The 17,419-nt window shown below is 70.9% G+C and carries 10 protein-coding genes; 3 read left to right on the plus strand and 7 right to left on the minus strand.

Annotated features, from left to right (window positions below; translation table 11 throughout):
• Window positions 1-16 precede the first annotated feature (16 nt).
• Complete coding sequence (locus PV410_RS15595; RefSeq protein WP_500324943.1) at window positions 17-271, minus strand: hypothetical protein; 255 nt, start codon at window positions 269-271, stop codon at window positions 17-19.
• Entirely contained in the window at window positions 271-1,431 is a 1,161-nt protein-coding gene (locus tag PV410_RS15600) for an exonuclease SbcCD subunit D (RefSeq protein ID WP_500324945.1), read from the minus strand. Before PV410_RS15600 ends, PV410_RS15595 begins: the two co-directional genes overlap by 1 nt.
• Before the next feature lie 192 nt (window positions 1,432-1,623).
• Between PV410_RS15600 and PV410_RS15605 the strand changes: the two genes are divergently transcribed.
• Complete coding sequence (locus tag PV410_RS15605) at window positions 1,624-3,234, plus strand: serine/threonine-protein kinase (protein WP_500324947.1); 1,611 nt, start codon at window positions 1,624-1,626, stop codon at window positions 3,232-3,234.
• 16 nt (window positions 3,235-3,250) lie between these two features.
• On the opposite strand, the gene PV410_RS15610 is transcribed toward PV410_RS15605, so the two are convergent.
• The gene (locus PV410_RS15610) at window positions 3,251-3,880 is read right to left on the minus strand and encodes a YigZ family protein (protein WP_500324949.1); all 630 of its coding nucleotides are present in this window, start codon (window positions 3,878-3,880) and stop codon (window positions 3,251-3,253) included.
• Window positions 3,881-3,953: 73 nt separating this feature from the next.
• Between PV410_RS15610 and PV410_RS15615 the strand changes: the two genes are divergently transcribed.
• Both PV410_RS15615 and PV410_RS15620 read left to right on the plus strand, forming a co-directional pair.
• Complete coding sequence (locus tag PV410_RS15615) at window positions 3,954-4,361, plus strand: CoA-binding protein (RefSeq protein WP_499510422.1); 408 nt, start codon at window positions 3,954-3,956, stop codon at window positions 4,359-4,361.
• Window positions 4,362-4,450: 89 nt separating this feature from the next.
• Entirely contained in the window at window positions 4,451-5,437 is a 987-nt protein-coding gene (locus PV410_RS15620; protein ID WP_500325244.1) for a DNA cytosine methyltransferase, read from the plus strand.
• A gap of 184 nt (window positions 5,438-5,621) precedes the next feature.
• On the opposite strand, the gene drmB is transcribed toward PV410_RS15620, so the two are convergent.
• The 4 genes from drmB to PV410_RS15640 are packed head-to-tail and all read right to left on the minus strand — an operon-like array spanning window position 5,622 to window position 17,408.
• Entirely contained in the window at window positions 5,622-7,487 is a 1,866-nt protein-coding gene (gene drmB / locus PV410_RS15625; RefSeq protein WP_500324950.1) for a DrmB family protein, read from the minus strand.
• Complete coding sequence (locus tag PV410_RS15630) at window positions 7,484-10,732, minus strand: helicase-related protein (RefSeq protein ID WP_500324952.1); 3,249 nt, start codon at window positions 10,730-10,732, stop codon at window positions 7,484-7,486. The genes drmB and PV410_RS15630 overlap by 4 nt, the downstream gene beginning before the upstream one ends.
• Window positions 10,729-12,645 (minus strand): UvrD-helicase domain-containing protein, encoded by a 1,917-nt coding sequence (locus tag PV410_RS15635; RefSeq protein ID WP_500324954.1) that lies wholly within the window; start codon window positions 12,643-12,645, stop codon window positions 10,729-10,731. The genes PV410_RS15630 and PV410_RS15635 overlap by 4 nt, the downstream gene beginning before the upstream one ends.
• Window positions 12,642-17,408, minus strand: coding sequence for a sacsin N-terminal ATP-binding-like domain-containing protein (locus tag PV410_RS15640; protein ID WP_500324956.1), 4,767 nt, complete (start codon window positions 17,406-17,408; stop codon window positions 12,642-12,644). The genes PV410_RS15635 and PV410_RS15640 overlap by 4 nt, the downstream gene beginning before the upstream one ends.
• Between the last annotated feature and the right edge of the window lie 11 nt (window positions 17,409-17,419).

Genomic DNA, 17,419 nt, shown 5'->3' on the forward strand with positions numbered 1-17,419 from the left:
GAACGGTGCAGGCGCATCAGTCGGTCTCCGCCCGTACGGCATCGCTGCGGACCGCGTCGAACGCGTCCCGCAGGACACCCCGCTCCGCGGCGTCGGGCCCGGTACCCGGCCGCACGCGGCGCCGGGCAGACGCCGGCCGCCCACCGCCCACGGCGGAGCCGAGCACGACGGCGGCGTGATCGCCGCACGGCCGATCGCCCCACCGAGCGCCGACCGCCCGGCCGGCGGCGAACGCCCCGAGGGCCGTCAAGGTCAGACGGTGCAGGCGCATCAGTCGGTCTCCGCCCGTACGGCATCGCTGCGGACCGCGTCGAACGCGTCCCGCAGGACACCCCGCTCCGCGGCGTCGGGCCCGGTGCCGCGCACGTGGGTCACGAAGTCCTCGGCGATCTGCCGGTCGGTACGGCCGCGCAGGCGCTGCGCGTACGAGGCGTGGGGGTCGGCGTCCGTGCGCTCGGGCTCGAAGGCCAGCGCGAGGGCGTGGGGGAAGCGTTTGCGCAGGCGGGCCATGGGCTCGTGCGGGCGGTGCGGGTCGGTGAGGGTGGCCTCGACCCAGGAGTCCTCGTGCCGTTCGTGCGCCGGGTCCTCCAGCAGCTCCTCCAGGTGGCCGCGAATCCGGGCGAGCGGCCGGGGCACGGGGCAGTCGACCCGCTCGGCGGACACGGAGCCGTCGGCGCCGAGGTCGACCAGCCACATGCTCTTGCGGTGGTCGGCCTCGGAGAAGGAGTACGCCAGCGGGGAGCCGGAGTAGCGGACACGGTCGGTGATCGTCTGGCAGCCGTGGAGATGGCCGAGGGCCACGTAGTCGGCGCCGTCGAAGACGCCCGCGGGCACGGCCGCCACACCGCCGACGGTGATGTCCCGCTCGCTGTCGCTGGGCGCGCCGCCCGCGACGAAGGCGTGCGCCAGCACGACCGAGCGGGTGCCCGCGGGGCGTGCGGCCAGGTCCGCGCGGACCCGCGCCATGGCGGCGCTCAGCACCTCGGTGTGCCCGGCCCGGTCGAGGGTGAACTCCTCGCGCACCAGGGCCGGTTCGAGGTAGGGCAGCCCATACAGGGCGACCGGCCCGTGCGCGTCGGCGAGCACGACCGGCGTCGCGCACCCGGCCGGGTCGGTCCGCAGGTGGATCCCGGCGCGGTCGATGAGCCCGGAGGCCACACCGAGCCGGCGGGCCGAGTCGTGGTTGCCGGAGATCATCACCGTGGGCACGCCGAGGGCGGCGAGCCGGTGCAGGGCGTCGTCGAAGAGCTCGACGGCGGGCAGCGAGGGCAGCGCCCGGTCGTAGACGTCGCCGGCGACGAGGACGGCGTCGACGCCCTCCGCCCGCACCGTCGCCACCAGGTGGTCGATGAACGCCGCCTGGGCGTCGAGCAGTCCGACCCGGTGGAAGGACCGCCCCAGATGCCAGTCGGAGGTGTGCAGCAACCTCACCGTGGCTCTCCCGCCCGCATGTTCCGTTCCTCCGGCTCACGTTCCGCATGCTCCGCACGGGCCCCGGTGTCCCCACCGGTCCCGTAGGCTCCGAGAGCAGGCTATCCGGCACCACTGTCAGCGCGCCGCGGGAGTCCGAATTCGGGCAAGGTCGGTCAAGCCGTGTTCCCGCCCGCCCGTACGATAACCGCCATGACGGCGAGCGACTCCGGCAGACGACTGATCGACGGCCGCTTCGAGCTGCTGGAACGACTGGGCGGCGGCGGCATGGGCCTGGTCTGGCGGGCCCGCGACACCGCCCTGCACCGCGAGGTCGCCCTGAAGGAAGTACGGCCGCCCGACCCGGACTTGGCCGAGACCGACCCCGAGGCGGCGGCGAAACTGCGGGAGCGCGTGCTGCGCGAGGCCCGCGCGCTGGCCCGGGTGCACCACCCCAATGTCGCCACGATCCACCACATCGTGGACAGGACGGACCTCCCGCACCCGTGGCTGGTGATGGAGCTGGTGACCGGCGGCTCCCTGCAGGACCGGCTGGCCCGCGGCCCGCTGACCCCGCCGGAGGCGGCCGCGGTCGGCCGCGGGGTACTCGCGGGGCTGCGCGCCGCGCACGCGGTCGGGGTCCACCACCGCGACGTGAAGCCCGCGAACGTGCTGCTGCGGCCCGGCATGACACCGGTGCTCACCGACTTCGGCATCGCCACGCTCCGCGACTCGACACGGCTGACGACCACCGGCGGCCTCATCGGCTCGCCCGAGTACATCGCCCCCGAGCGCATCCGCGGCGAGGAGGGCAACCCCGCCTCCGACCTGTGGTCGCTCGGCATGCTGCTGTACGTCGCGGTGGAGGGCGTCCACCCGCTGCGCCGCGAGACCAGCATCGCCACGCTCGTCGCCGTCCTCGACGAGCCCCTCCCGCCCCCGGTGCGGTCGGGGCCGCTCGCCCCCGTGCTCACCGCCCTGCTCGTGCGGGACGCCGCCGCCCGGCCCGATGCCGACCGGCTCGACCGGATGCTCTCCGACGTCGAGCGCGGCACGCCGCCCGCTCCCGCGCCCATGGACGCGGCGCCCCCCGGTTTCGGTCCCGCCCCGGCCTCGTACCCGCCGTTGGCTCCCCACCCGTACCACCCCCCGCAGCCGCCGACCCGCCCCACCGCGCTCCCCGCGGCCCGGCCCGGCGGCCGTGCCGGCCGGGTCGTGGCCGCCGCCACCGCCGTCGTGGCCGTGGGCGTCGCGGGCGTCCTGCTGTACACCCTCGTCCCGGGGCTCCACGGTGGGGACGCCGACGCGAAGGAGAAGGCCGGCGGCACGGGGACCCCGAAGGGCACGCCCTCCTCCGGCCCCGGCGCCCCCAGCACGGCGGCGCCCGAGAAGCTGCTCTCGGTGGCCGGGGGCCGCTCGATGGCGGACGTCGTGAAGTCGGTCTCGGGCGGCACCAAGGTGGTCGAACTGACCGTCTACGAGGACTACGCGATCTTCAAGGCACCCAAGAAGTCGGACACCGGCGTGTACGACGGCTACATGTACCGCGACGGCGAGGTGTCGGAGTGGGGCAGCAAGGGCACCATCGATCCCGACGACACCGTCGTCGACCTCAGGACCGTCAGCTGGGACGCGCTTCCGGCCCTGATGGGCCGCGCCGACAAGGACTGCAAGGTCGAGCACCCGACCCTCAGCTACGCGATCGTCAAGCCCGACATCATCAGCGACAAGCCGTCCCTGTACTACTACCGGGTCGACGACTACCGCACCTGCTTCATCGAGGCCACCGTCAAGGGCAAGGTCACCTACGTCAACGCCGAGTGACCTGCCGGCGGGCCCGCTACACGTCCACGAAGGCGCTGCCCGACACCTCGACGCCCGCGGTCCCGGCGGAGGCGTCCGCGAGCCAGCTCCGGAAGGCCGCCAGTTCCTCCTCCGGCACGCCCAGCTCGATGCGCACCTCCGCCGCGCCGTAGGCGACGCCTCGTACGGTGCGGCCGGCGGCGCGCAGGTCGTTCTCGATGCGCCCGGCCCGCTGGTGATCCGCGACGACGGTGACCAGTGCGAGCTTCTGCCGCTCGACCGTGCCGAGCTCGTCGAGCGCCGCCGACACGGCGCCCCCGTAAGCGCGGACCAGACCGCCCGCGCCGAGCTGGATGCCGCCGTAGTAGCGGGTGACGACGGCGACGACGTCGCGGACCTCGCGGCGCAGCAGCACCTGCAGCATCGGGGTCCCGGCGGTGCCGCCCGGCTCGCCGTCGTCGCTCGCCTTGTGGATCCGGCCCTCGGCGCCGATCACGTACGCGTAGCAGTTGTGGGTCGCCCCGGCGTGCTCCTTGCGGACACGGGCGATGAACTGCTGCGCCGCCTCCTCACTGGGGGCCGGCGCCAGTGCGCACAGGAACCGCGAGCGCTTGATCTCGCTCTCGTGGACGTGCTCGCGCCCGATCGTCAGATACCGCTCCACCACCCCGCCACCCTACGGGAACAGTCAGGTGCGTCCTCTGGTTGACTGCTGCGGACCGGAATAGAGGGAGGACGACGTGTACGGAGACGACGCGACGGTTCGGAAGATCCTGACCGGCCTCGGGGACACCTGGGCCGTGGTGGGGCTGTCCAACAACGCCTCGCGGGCGGCGTACGGCGTCGCCGCGGTGCTGCAGCGGTACGGCAAGCGCGTGGTGCCGGTGCACCCCAAGGCCGAGACCGTGCACGGTGAGCAGGGTTACGCCTCGCTGGCCGACATCCCGTTCCCGGTCGACGTGGTGGACGTCTTCGTCAACTCCGACCTGGCCGGGGCCGTCGCGGACGAGGCCGTCGCGATCGGCGCGAAGGCGGTCTGGTACCAGCTCGGCGTGATCGACGAGGACGCGTACGAGCGCACCCGCGCCGCGGGTCCGCTCATGGTCATGGACCGCTGCCCCGCGATCGAGATCCCCCGGCTCGGCTAGCCACACGGCGCCACGCCGACCCCCACAGGAAGCAAGAAGCGCCGGCCCCCACCCACTGTCGCGTTTCCCGACGAACACGAACGGTGATCATGGAAGAGTCCCGCCTCGAACGTCTCGGCTGTCTGGCCGTGTGCGCGGGCGCCGGTGGCCTGGCTCTCGGCCTCGAGCAGGCCGGGTTCGACCCCGTTCTCCTCCTGGACAACCGTGCCGTGGCCTGCGAGACGCTGCGTCTGAACCGCCCAGGGTGGAAGGTGCTCGACGCCGACCTACTGGACTTCGATCCGGTCGAGCACCAGCAGACGTACGACGTCGATCTCCTGGCGGCCGGCCTACCCCGGGTGAAGGCGAGCGCGGCGGTAGGCCGCGAGGACAGTGCCGAGGAGATCCGCCTTCTCGAAGCGACGATCATGCTCATGTACGGTGTTCAGCCGCGCGCCCTGCTGATCGAAAACGTCCCGGATCTGATTTCCAAACCCGAGTACGAACCGATCCGCACTTACGTCGCCGACGAGCTCGAACACCTCGGGTACCGGCACCGTTGGTTCGTCCTCAACGCGAGGGACCACGGTGTGCCACAGGACCGGAGGCAGGGGATCCTGGTGGCCTTCAAGGGGGACGGCATCGACGACTTCGTCATTCCGGTGCCCGACACGAAACCGTCGATCACCGTGGGCGAGGCCCTGGCTGCCTCCATGGCCGCGCGAGGCTGGCAGCACGCTGCCGCTTGGGCCGCGCAGGCGGACAGGGTGGCCCCGACTCTGGTCGGCGGTTCCTGGAATCGCGGTGGCGCCGACCTCGGACCGACCGGATCGAAACGTTCCTGGGCTCGCATGGGCGTGAACGGCGGTACCGTCGCCGACGAAGTGCCGGGACCCGAATTTCCTTGGGACCCTTCGGGCGGCATCAAGGGGATGCCGGCGCTCACCGTCGAACAGGCGGCGCTGCTGCAGGGCTTCCCTCGCGAATGGTCCTTCGCCGGCCGCAAGACGGCCCGCTACCGACAGGTGGGACATGCCTCGCCACCACCGGTGGGACGCGTCCTCGGGCGGGCCGTCAGAGCCGCGTTGGGGCACTGATCGGCAATGCCGTCCCGCCGCTGCTTGCCCCCATATCCTCACCACCACACTCGATCTCCCGTGGCGCGCCGACGGGACGGTCGCGCTGGATCACGACGGCTCCTGAGCCGAGACCGGCACATGGTGGCACCCCCGTGGCGGGAGGGCGACCGACGCCTCCCGCCTCGTTCTCATCGCGTGGCACTCACGGGGTGAGCAGATGGGAGAAGAAACCGATGGACGGGTCCTCCGGCGTACCCACGAGAAGAGCCCTGTCGAGAAGGCCGTTGTTGTGCTCACAGCTGGTCTCCGGGAGCATCACGCAGGCATGGCAGGCAGCCAGGTTGGTTCCGCCCGCACCGGAAGCACCGCTCTCGAGGCACAGGGGGTCGTTGGAACACCACTCGGCCCGGTGGACCGCCGACCGCAGGGCCTTGGCGAGGCGGTCGGGTTCGCCTTGGGCCACCAGGCCGCCGAGGCTGCCGGCCGAGTCGCTGGTGGCCGTGTAGATCAACACACCCGCCATCTCGTCGCCCGAGTAGATGCGTTCTCGCAGCGAGGCGGAGGGATAGCCCGAGTCCAGGCTCCACTCGTTGATCATCACGTGCCCGAGGACGTGCAGCAGGGCCATGCGCGCGGTGGCGGGCGAGAGCGGGACACGGGTGGGGTCGGACGCCCGCTCCACGAGGACCCGCTGGTGGCGGAGACGCATCCGATCCACACGGGCCGCGACGGCGGGCATCTCGGCCCATGCGTCGAGCCTGTCCTCGTCGAGCCGGAGGAAGACCCCCTCACCCTTGACCTCCATGGCGGGCAGCCAGCGGGTGGGGTCAAGGGAGAGATCCGCCTCGTGCCCCTCCGAAGAGGTCTCGGGATCGATGACCCTGGTGAAGGCCTTCAGGGCGCGAACCTCACGGAGCTTCTTCACCAGCATCGGCCTGACCACGCCCATGCCGACCAGCGCCCTCTCGTCGCCGACGGGCCGCTCGCAGACGAACTGCTCGGAGTGGGAGTCGGCGCCCTCCGGGTTGCCCGCGCACAGACGCTCGTACTCGAGGTCGCGCAGGGCGCGGTAGCGCCTCTCCTGATCCACGTCGGAACCGTCCTCGCCGGTGGGGTCCTCGGCCTCCATGGCGGCGAGCAACTCCATGACCTTCTCGGCGCTCACCGGGGACGGGGCCCCCTTGAAGACACCCTTGAGGTAGATCTCGATCTCGGCGGCGGTGGAATACGCGCGCAGGGCCGCCCAGTGCTCGTCCAGGGCGTGTACGCGCGTGTCGCTCCACGGCGGGATCGACAGCGCGGAGCGGAGAACCGGCTGCCACACCGAGGACGAACCGCGCTGAAGGGTCCGAGGAGGTTGGGAGCAGGGGATGTCGCGCGCGTCCTTCAACCACGGGCGCTTGCCCTCGCAGCGGATGTTCAGGTCCTTCAGGGCACCACGCCTGAAGGATCCTTCCATGGACACCTCGGGCACCCCACAGGAGCAGGAAAGCACGACGGAACGGAGCGAGGAACTGCGACCAGAGGAGTTCAGGCTCATACGGCCGCCGCAGAACCCGGCCTCGCCCTCGCCACGTCGGCCGCGGTGCAGCCACTTCCAGTAAGGGAAGTCGGCGAGGTGCCCGTCTTCGCAGGCCACCACGAAGCGGGAGGGCACCAACCCCTCGGAGCACTCGCCGCACTCGTTCCGCCCCGGCGGGGAGTTGAACTTTCGTACGTGGTCGAGCGCGTGGCATTCCGGGCAGTGGTGCCACAGCGGGAAGCGGCGCACCCGGACACCGTCGCGACTGTCGTCATCGGAGGCGGGCGGGAGACGGAAGTGGTCGACGCCCAGTACTCGCGCGAGGCGCGGCTCGTGGATCTCCGGAGCCTCGGCACGGGGCCAGTACCGGTCGGCTCCGTCGATGCCGGCAACGATGAACGACTCCTGTTCCACGGCGATCAGAGATCCCACGCCGTAGGTGGTGATGGCCTGGGCGCGTCGAACCGCGCCACGGCGGGGCAGGGTGCGGGCCGGTACGGGGGAGCCGTCGGCGCCGCGCCGGCGACGTGAAGATGGCGGGGTCATCGGGATGCCTCCATGAACAGTGCGGACTCGGCGTCGACGTCGCGAAGGGACCACAAGGTCTCCCACGCCTCGGCGTCTTCCAGGGCGTCGTCGTAGGCCTTGAGCAACGAAGGGACGCGGCGTCCGCGCTTCGGCTCGTAGTGCAGGCCACCGAGCGACTCTGCCTGCTCGTACCACCAGTCGACGAACTCGTCGAAGGCGGTGGCCACGTGGAGCAGTTCCTCGGCGGCGACGGCCTCGACACGTTCGAGGACGCGCGGACGGACCCGGTTGCGGAGTTCGTCCCGGAAGAGGTCGATGTTCCCGGCGTCCTCGTCCTTGCGCGCGGCCGGGATGAGGATGCGGGCGAGGGCGACGATCACCGCGTGCAGGCCGCGGTCGCGGGCGCGGGCGGAGAACGGGGTCACCGAGGTGGATTCGACCTCGCGGTAGAGAGCGGAGTGGAAGTGCTGGAAGTTCTCGTAGTGGGACCGGTCTCGGGAGCGCCCCGCGTTGAGCATCACCGCGACCAGACCGGGGTGAGCGCGGCCCACACGGCTGGTGGCCTGGATGTACTCGGCGGTGGTCTGCGGCTGGCCCATCACGGCCATCAGGCCGAGCCGGTCCACGTCCACGCCGACGGCGATCATGTTGGTGGCCAGGAGCACGTCCACGACGTCGCCGCCCGGAAGTCGTCGCTCGATCTGCTTCAGGCGTGCCGGGATCTCGCTGGCGTCCACCCGACTGGTCAACTCGGAGTAGTTGCCGACGGAACGGGGCTCGCAGCCGTCGCGCTCGGCCAGGTGCTCCAGGTACGCCACCACGTCGTCATGAACCTGGAGTTCGGCGGCGGACAGCAGGCGCAGGCTGTTGAAGTAGCCCACCAACGTCCAGTAGGCGTCGCGGACCTCCTGCGGTGTCTCCGCCCGCTTCGCCTGGTGGAGCAGGGTGGCATAGGTGCGGATCAGCAGCGTGGACTGGCTGGTCCCGGGGGCGAGCAGACCCACGTAGCGGCGGGACGCCTTGTCTCGGGCGGGCGTCTCCACGGCGAACCAGGAGTCCCGGGAGTCCAGTCCGGCCGGCGGGAACTGGCGCACCTCGCGGGAGAACAGGGCCTTGCCCTGGTCGGCGGCACGCCGGATGGTGGCGGTCGAGGCGATCACCTTGGGGCGGTCGGCGAGCACGTCGACGGCCGTTTCGTACAGACCGGTGAGGGTGCCCAACGGGCCCGAGATCAGGTGCAGCTCGTCCTGAACGATCAGCTCGGGGGGCGGGGTGGCATCCTGCCGGTCCCGGTTGAACAGGGCCGCGGTCTGCGCGCGCCAGGGCATCGAGGCGAACTTGTCGACGGTGGCGATCACCAGAGTGGGCCGGGCCCCGTACACCGTCTCGTCCACCAGGTGCACGGGCAGCCCGCCGGAGAAGGCGCAGTCCGTTCCGGGACAGCGCACGTGCATGCGGCCGGCTTCCTCGTCGACCGAGTAGTTGTGGGCGTCGAGAGCGGTTCCGCACCAGGGGCAGGCGTGCAGTTGAACCGGGTTCTCCTTCTGGAGCACCTTGCCGGAACGGGCCGCCACAAGCTGCTCCGAGGCACTCTTCAGGGTGTTCGGGGTCGCGGAGCGGCCAACCCACATGCCGAGGGAGATCTCCTCGTGGCCCAGTTCGGCCGGGTTGTCGCGCCGCATCTGCTCCATGGCGCAGATGAGGATCGCGGCGCGTTCGAACTGCTGGAGGGTGAGCAGGCGAAGCGTGTAACGCATGAGGACCGTGACTCCACCGCCCGTCGCGCCACGCCGCATACGGCGCAGGAACGTCGTCAGCGCGATCAGGCCCAGGTAGGCCTCGGTCTTGCCACCGCCGGTGGGGAACCAGAGAAGGTCCGAGACGCCCCGATCACGGTGCTTCGGGTCATCCACACCGGCCAGACACAGCAGCACGAAGGCGATCTGGAAGGGACGCCAGCGCGCGGAGGCCAGGTCCGGCTCGCCCATGCGGCCACCCTTCACCCAGGCGCTGCGGGCACGCTGGGTCGCCATCGCCCGGTTGGCCCGCCGGAACGCCGCCATCAGGTCGGACTTGCCACGCAGCAGGTCGATACCTTCGCGCATCCGGTCCAGGGCTTCCCGGCAGGAGTCGATCTGCGCCGACGCGGCCTTCTCATAGGAGGTGCCGGCGAGAGCGGCGGCCTCGGCCCGCTTCCGTCCGATCCATCCCTCGTAACCCCCCGCCAACCCCTCCAGGGCAGCGATTACCTCGGCGTCGGAGGCCTGGGCCAGACCCAGCATCGTGAGTGCGCGGTCGTCGATCTCCGGGTTGGAGTCGGTGAGCAGCACCTCGTGCGTCGGGATGAACTCGGTGCGGACCTCGGCCACCGCGGCACGCTCTATGTCGGCGACACCGACCGGCGACGGATTCCAAGCCCACACCGCGGCGCAGCCGTGGCCAGTGGCGAAGGTCGGCGCGTGCCGGTGCAGCAGTCGGCCGGTCTCGAGCTCGGCGTCGACGGCGGACAGCGCGGTCGGTCGCTCCACGAACGCGCTCGCCCCGTCGGCGGCACGGACCGTCAACCCCGTCTGGAACAGCGCGAAGGCATCCTGGAGTTCCTTCTCGCCCACCTTCTGGATGTTCATCAGGGTGACCGTGACAGTGACCGTGTCGGTCTCCCGGGACGGACGGCGCACATGCACCTCAAGGCGGGCCGTGCCGTCGATCAGATCGCGCGAGGCACCGCGCCCCGGATACGTCACGTCGACCGTGGTGTCGGGTAGGTCCAGCTCCACTCGACGCCAGCGTTCCCGCTGATCGGAGGTGGTACGGGCTTCGCTGCGGCGGGCCGAGACCTTGCGCCCCGCGATGTCCTCCGGCTCGTACACGGCGGCACGTGCCGAGACCACGATCTCCCGGCACACCGTGCGGTCGACGGCGAAGGTCAGGCCGACCGTGGACGGGCGCCGATCACCGGCATTGGGACGCTCGGCGGCCGACCCGGACTCGTCGAGGCTGTCCGACCCGGTCACGGGCTCCTCGTCCAGTCCCTCCTCCTCGGCGGCGTCCTCCCGCAGACGAAGGTCGGCCTCGGCGTCCGCCGGGCGCGGGAAGAGCACGCCGATGGGGTAGCGGGTGATGGGGGCGTCCTGGTCGAGCACCTCGACTCGGTCCTCGGCTGAGGAGTGGACGTCGGGGCCCGAGAGCTCCCGGCGAAGGCGGGCTACCAGGTCCTCACGGACCTCGTAGTGCGCGGCGTGCCGCCCAGCGTGGATGGTCATTCCTGCTCCTCCTCGGTCCCGACGGACCGCCTGAACCGTCCGATTCCACTGATACGCGGGGCGATCCACACCCCATGGTCGCCCAGACCCGAGTTGGCCCCGGCGGCTGTGCTGCCTGCGACGGACTCCAGGCAGTCGATCCGCAGGCCGGAGATCTCCTCGGGCCACCGGATCTCCCAGTTCGTGCCGACCTTCAGCACGGAGTACAGATCGCTCCTGAAGGCCTCGGAGGCGTCGCCGACCTCCCGCCCCGCGTGGAGCAGCGCGTATCGGGGACTCTGCTCTGGACCCATGGGAAGGGTGTCGCGCAGCCGGAACGTCACCGCGTCCCCCGGCCGCACCTGTTCCAGCAGGTACGACTGAGTGCCGGAAGCGTCGTTCAAGGCATCGGCCGGTGCGAGCGCGCACACGTCGCCGGCCCGCACCTCGACGCCGTCCCGCCGCCACTTGTGGCGCGCGTTCGGCACCCCGCGGTACCAGCGGCCGGTCGGCTTGTGCCTCAGCACCGTCACCGTGTCCGGTGCGGCGACCCGATACAGATCCTCTCGCGCTCTGGTCATCGCGACGTAGAGCGCGCGGGCCTCGCCGGGCACGTCGAGTTCGTCGTTGCGACGCCGCAGCTCGGCCACGGTCGGCGGGGCGAGCAGCACCACCCTGTCGAACTCCAGGCCCTTGGAGCGGTGCACCGTCGAAACGACCAGTCGAGCAGGCTCCGGGTCGGCCAGCTCGTCCGGGAAGCGGCGCTCCGCCACCAGTCTGCGCAGGCGCGTCACGTCGAGCGTGCCGCGACTGGATCCGCGCGCCGCCACCCGCAGGGCCCGCCATACCCGGTCCGTGTCGGTGCCCTCGGGCAGGGACATGGCGCCGAGCAGCTCACGCAACCGCCCCTCGCTGAGCGTGGCGGCCTCTGTGCTGCGCAGCAGTTCAGCGGCCCAGTACGGCACCGGCCGGTCCTGCAGCGAACGCCGCAGGGCATGCGGGACGCCCTGGGAGTGCAACAGCTCCGAGACGACCAGGGCCTCTCGATTGTCGCGGGTAAGGATCGCGCAGCTGCCGGGGAACGACCGCAGCGAGTCCAGGGTGAACGCCTCGGTCAGCGGGCCGAGGTCGGGGAGGTCGAACAGCAGACCGCGCAGCTCTCCGTGGAGCCGCTCGGCAGCCGCGTCGGCGCCCTCGGGGGCGCTTCCCATGCCCTGCACGGCCGGGCCGAGCGGGAGCGCGGTGCGCGCTTCGGGTGTGACAGCGCGGAAGTTCCGCGTCAGTCGCAGCTCCACCAGGTCGTCGGGGTAGGAAGCGCGTACCCAGCGCAGAAAGAGGTCCGCCCGGTCCGCGTACTCCTCCGGGTCCTCGATCTGGAAGTCGTAGATCGCCTGGGCGGAGTCGCCGACCAGCGTGAACCCGCACGTATCCTGGAGCCGGTCGAGCAGCGACTCCACCATCTCCCGACGCGCACCGACCAGATCCTGTACCTCGTCGACGATCACATGCGCGGGCGGGCCTGCCTCCAGGGACTCCAGAGCTCCCTTGTCGATCGCCTCGGTGGCCGCCCGGATGCGCTCGTCGAAGGAAAGCGCCGACCACTGCCCCTCCGGGTACGCCTGCATCAGCAGGGAGTACGCCCAGGAGTCGAAGGTCTGCACGCGCACCCGCCGGGCGTGCTCGCCGTGCCGGGCGATCCGATCCCGCAACTCGCGGACCGCGGCTCGGGAGAAACTGAGGACCAAGAGTCCGGAGGCCTCGAGAGCCTCTTCCGGGTCGACGTGGCCGACGAGCGCGTCCATGCGACGCACCAGAGTGTGGGTCTTGCCCGCACCCGCCCCGGCGGTGACCAACAGACGGGTGTCCCAGGGCTGGTCCACGACGGCCTGCTGCTCCGCTGTGAGGTCGGGGCCGTCCTCGGGAGAGAGGGTCATTTCTTGCTCCACAAGTGCTCGAACTTGGTGAAGGCGAGAGCCGTGTCGAAGTTTCGGATGTTGTCCCGGACATTCAGGATCAGGCAGGTGTCCTTGCCGCCGTTGCGGGGACCTCGCAGACCGCGTCCGATCATCTGCTGGTAAACGTTCGGGCTGTAGACGGGCCGGGCGACGACCACCGCGCGGGTGGCGGGGGCGTCGAATCCCTGGGTGAGGACGCCATAGTTGGTGAGCACGCGCACCCTGCCGTCACGGAACTCTCGGACCCGCGCCCGCCGGTCGCTGTCGGAGGTGGTGGAGTCCACCGAGGACGCGGAGATGCCGTGGTCCTTCAACCGGGCCGCCAGGTACTTGGCATGCTCCACCGAGGTGGCGAACACCAGCACCGGCCAGTCCTGCGGCATCGCCGCGACCTCCTCGACGATGCGACGGCTGCGGTCGTGGTCGTCGGCCAGTCGCTGCTCGGCGGCCTTGGAAAGCAGGCTGAACTGCTCGGCGCTCTCGCGCTCCTGGCGGGACAGCTCGATGGTGCCACCCGTCAGCTCCCGGTGTTCGACCTGCGCCAGCACTCCCAGGTCCTGGAGGTGGCCGTACGCGTCGTCGGAGGGGAAGACGCCCTCGTCCAGCCGGCGCGCCCCGAACCGGTTGACCAAACGGCCGGTCTCCTCCTCGTTGTGGCCGCGGAACGGCGTGGCGGTGAGGCCGAGCAGGTGCCGCTCGGTCCGGTGCTGGGTCAGGCCGAGCAGGCTAAGGATCTCGGTGTAACGCGGGCTGGTCGCCACGTGTGCCTCATCGACCACGACGAGCGCGGCCTCACGCAGCCAGGCGTACCGGTCGGTGCCCAGGCACACCTGGAGCTTGGCATCCGTGGCCACGACGAGTTGCGGCCCGTCGACGACCGGGGCCGCCTCGTTCGATGTCCACAGTCTGTTGATCGTCAGTCGGGTCTGAGCGCCGGCCTTGCTCCAGACGAACTGCCAGCTCTGCACGGCCTGCTCGCACAGTTCCTCGGTCTGGGCGATCCACAGGATCGGCCCCTTGAGGTCACCGGTCTGCTTCACCCAGCGGATGACGGCCTCGGAGGTGACGCGCGTCTTGCCCGCGCCGGTGGGCAGCGACAGCATGGCGCGCTGCGGTGCCAGCCGGTCCAGCATCTCGAAGATGTTGAGAGCGAGTCGCTCCTGGTAGTCGTGGAGACGCGGGAAATCGCGAGGACCGTCCACCGTCAGGCTCTGTTCGAGGCTCGGGGCCCGGTAGCCGGCGAAAGGCGCGGGCAGGCCGAGGTCCGCGACGAAGGAAACGGCCGCCGAGCCGCCGGTGTACGACGACGGAGCGCTCGGGAAGCGCTCCTGAATGTCGCGGGCGTGGGTCTTGAGCACGGTGTCGCCGTGCGCGTTGAAAGCCATCTGCGCGACGCGCCGCCCGGTGGGCTCCTGCCCGTCCAACTCCTGTCGCTCGGCGTCCATCAGCCCGGCGGGAAGCCGGTCACGCAGGGCCTCGGCGCCGATCAGCAATTCCAGCTTGGCGGTCACGTCCTCGGCCTCGCGGATCGCCTTCAGCGCGGAACGCACCTTCTCGTCCTGCTCCTGACGGGCCTGGGCGTCCAGTACCGCGCGGCAACCGGCCTCGCCCATCCGCAGCCCCAGCTCACGATCCACAGCACGAAGCGCGTCGAACCGGTCCAGCGAGTCCAGCACCTTGATCACGTTGCCGTGGCGGGCGCTCTGCAGGGACTTCGCGCGCGCGCCTCGCGGAGTGCGGACGACCTCTTCCAAAGTGGAGCAGCGCAGCAAGGAGTACATGCCGACGGAGGCGCCCATCCTCTGGCGAAGCGTCGGGAACTCCTCGGACAGGGGGATCGCCTCCACGGTCGCCTCGTGGCGGGTCTCGCGGCTGACGACGTCGTCGTGGCGCAGCATGCCCCACTGGTCGACCATCAGGTCGGCGGACTCCTGGTCCGGCATCAGCAGCGCCGGCACACGCTCCGCCCTCAGCGACCGGTACTCGTCCCGGTTCGCGGCGACGGCGATCTCGCCGTCCTCCCGCGCGTCCCAGGCGTCACCGATCCGGCACCGGGTCAGGGAGCCCTCGGGGAAATCGATACCCAGGCGGGTCAGCAAGGCATAGGTGGAGCCGACGAACGCGTCGTCCTCGCTCTCCTGCAACTTCTCCAAAAGCTGTTCCCACTGCTGAGGACGGACCTTCTCCACGCTGTCCGCGAGTCCCAGCTTGCGAGCCTTCTCCTGGCTGATCGACGCCACCGGCAACACGTCGCGGTACGCGTCGAGCTGCGGGCCAACGGCGTCCTTGGGGGACTTGAGTCCCTGCGAGGTCGTGACCCGACCGTGTCGGACGAGCATCCAACGGATCGGGGACTGAGCCGTCCGGCGCGTGCCGGCCTGCGCGCCGATCTGCAGCGTCCAGTTCTCGATCAAGGCGTCCTCGGGCAGCGCCTGGAGGAAGGCGGCGCGCGCCTGGTCCGAGAGGCGGGGCAGCAGGTGGAGCGGTCCGCCGATGGGAGCCCCCTCGATCCTGGTCTTGGCGAGGGTCGGCCGGCTCGCCCGGTTGTCAAGCGTGCTGCAGTACGCCGCGTGCACGGCCTCCCGGTACTCCTCGAACCATGTCTCGGCCTCGGGCTTGTGGCCGGAGGTCGGGCGGTCCCGCAAACCCGACTCGCGGAAGAAGGCCACGTCATCGGAGTGGAACCGCATGTCCACCGCGATCTCGGGGTCGCTCTCGGCGGTGACGACGACGCCGGGCAGGAAGCAGTCGCGCATCGCGTGGAAACGGCCGTCCGCCGTCCGCACCATCAGGGTGTCCATCGGCGTCGGTACCCGCTTGGTCACCTCGTGGCCCACCGCGGTGGCGCCCGCCCGGTGGAACAGCTCCCAGAAGCGATTCCACTCGTGCGGGCCGTACGAGGCGAAGCCCTGGTCGAGAATGCTGACGAAGCGTCCCCGGACGTCGGCCTCCTGGATGCCGAGGGTTGTGAGGGCGGAGGTAAGTGACGGATCGTCGGACAGAGCGCGGTCCACGTAGACCAGCGACTCCCGCAGACCGTCCTCCTCGGCCCGCCGGTACACCAGACCGCCGACGGGGGCGACCATGCCGTGCTCCTCGGTGAGCACGATCGCCGCCTTGCGCGCCTCGGCGGCGCAGGAGGCCTTGGACTCGATCATGTCGGCGACGATCCTGATCGCGGTCTCCGAAGCCTTCGCCGAGCCGTCGGCGACCAGCGCCTCCAACCACTCCACGACCGATGCCCGCTGCCGCCCGGCCGCTCCCAGGATGTGCTGGATTTTGCCGGACCGCAGGTCCGTGGCCTCGACCGAAGGGTGCACCCAGTCACGGGGCCGTCCGGCGTAGGAGTGCCAGGTCCGCAGCCACCGCAGCTGCGAGGTGCCGTCACGGCCCAAGTCGGGATGGATCCTCAACTCACGCGGGATGCGCAGGACTCCGTCCTGGTCCGGCAGCGACGGACGCGCCGCGGTGGCGGCCCAGATCTGCTCGGTGAGCAGGCGGTCCGCCCAACTGATGACCTCCGCGCCCCTGGTACGACCGGGCAGCAGCGGAAGGTACGCGCCGGGGTCCTGGGCGGGGGCGAGTTCGGGCAGCGACTCGACCACCAGACGGGCCGCCACCTGGATCATCTCGACGTTGAAGGGCGAGGAGTCCAGCAGGTTCTGCCGGTCCTCATTGGTCTTCCAGGCGCCGTTCAGGATGCCGCTGAGGGTCATCTCGTACTTCGTCGGGAAGAAGGACCAGAACCTGCCTCGGCCACGAGCGTCGGCGGCGCTGAGCAGGCCGGACTTCTCGTCCGCGCGGTAGCCCGGCACGGCCCAGGCGACATCGATGGACACGCGGTCGTGCAACTCGCCGGCATCGCGGCGGGCGGCCGTGGTCGGCTCGTGCGTGTGGGTGAAGACCCGCCACTGCGAGGTGGCCGGCGGTCTGCCGACGCGCTCCTCGTGAACCGTCCGCAGGCTGCCGTCCCGCTCGGCCCGCAGGGCACGACGGGCGATCGGGCGAGGTCGGCGATCCTCCAGGACCACCTGGCCCACGTGCGGAGAGAAGAGGTGGAACCCGGAGGGGAACTCCTCACGGTTCTCGTGGCTGGCCGTGCCCTGGTGCCCGTGCATGTCCTTGCCGAGCCGCTCGGCCGCGCCGGGCAACAACGGCAGACGGACCACGGTGGTCGCCCACTTCAGGAGTTCGTCCAGCACCTGGTCGCGGAGGCGTTCGGTCGCCATGTCCAGCTCGCGGGCCATGCGCAGCACGGGCGCCTCGAAGTCCTCACCGTGCCGCTCGCGGACGCCGGGCACGTTGCGGATCTGCTCGTACGACCAGGCACGATCAAAGCCGAAGCTGCCCTGGCCGCTGAAGAACTCGGGAGTGTCGGTCACCACGAGGACCGACTTGACGCCCACGCCGAAACGACCGATCTGCCCGCCGCGCTTGCGGGACATGCTCATGCGCAGGATCGTCTCCGCGCCCTCGGGGGTCACGGGGTTTCCCTCGTTTGCGCAGTACAGGTGGGTATCGGTGAGAACGACGTGGACCCGGCCGCCGGGCTCGCCGCGGATCTCGTCGGCCGCGTTCTGGACCAACTCGAAGAGCTGGCGGTCGCCGTAACCGCCCTGGGTGATGCGGCGTTCGCCGTTGGCGTGCTCGGGGATCAGGCCCGGGTCGACGCGGTAGGTCTCCAGGACGCGAAGGGACTGCTCGACGACGGTGCGGATCACGGGGGACTGCGGATCGGCCACGAATGATTCCA

This window comes from Streptomyces sp. PA03-5A, from assembly GCF_033792725.1.
In the GTDB taxonomy this organism is placed as follows: Bacteria; Actinomycetota; Actinomycetes; order Streptomycetales; family Streptomycetaceae; genus Actinacidiphila.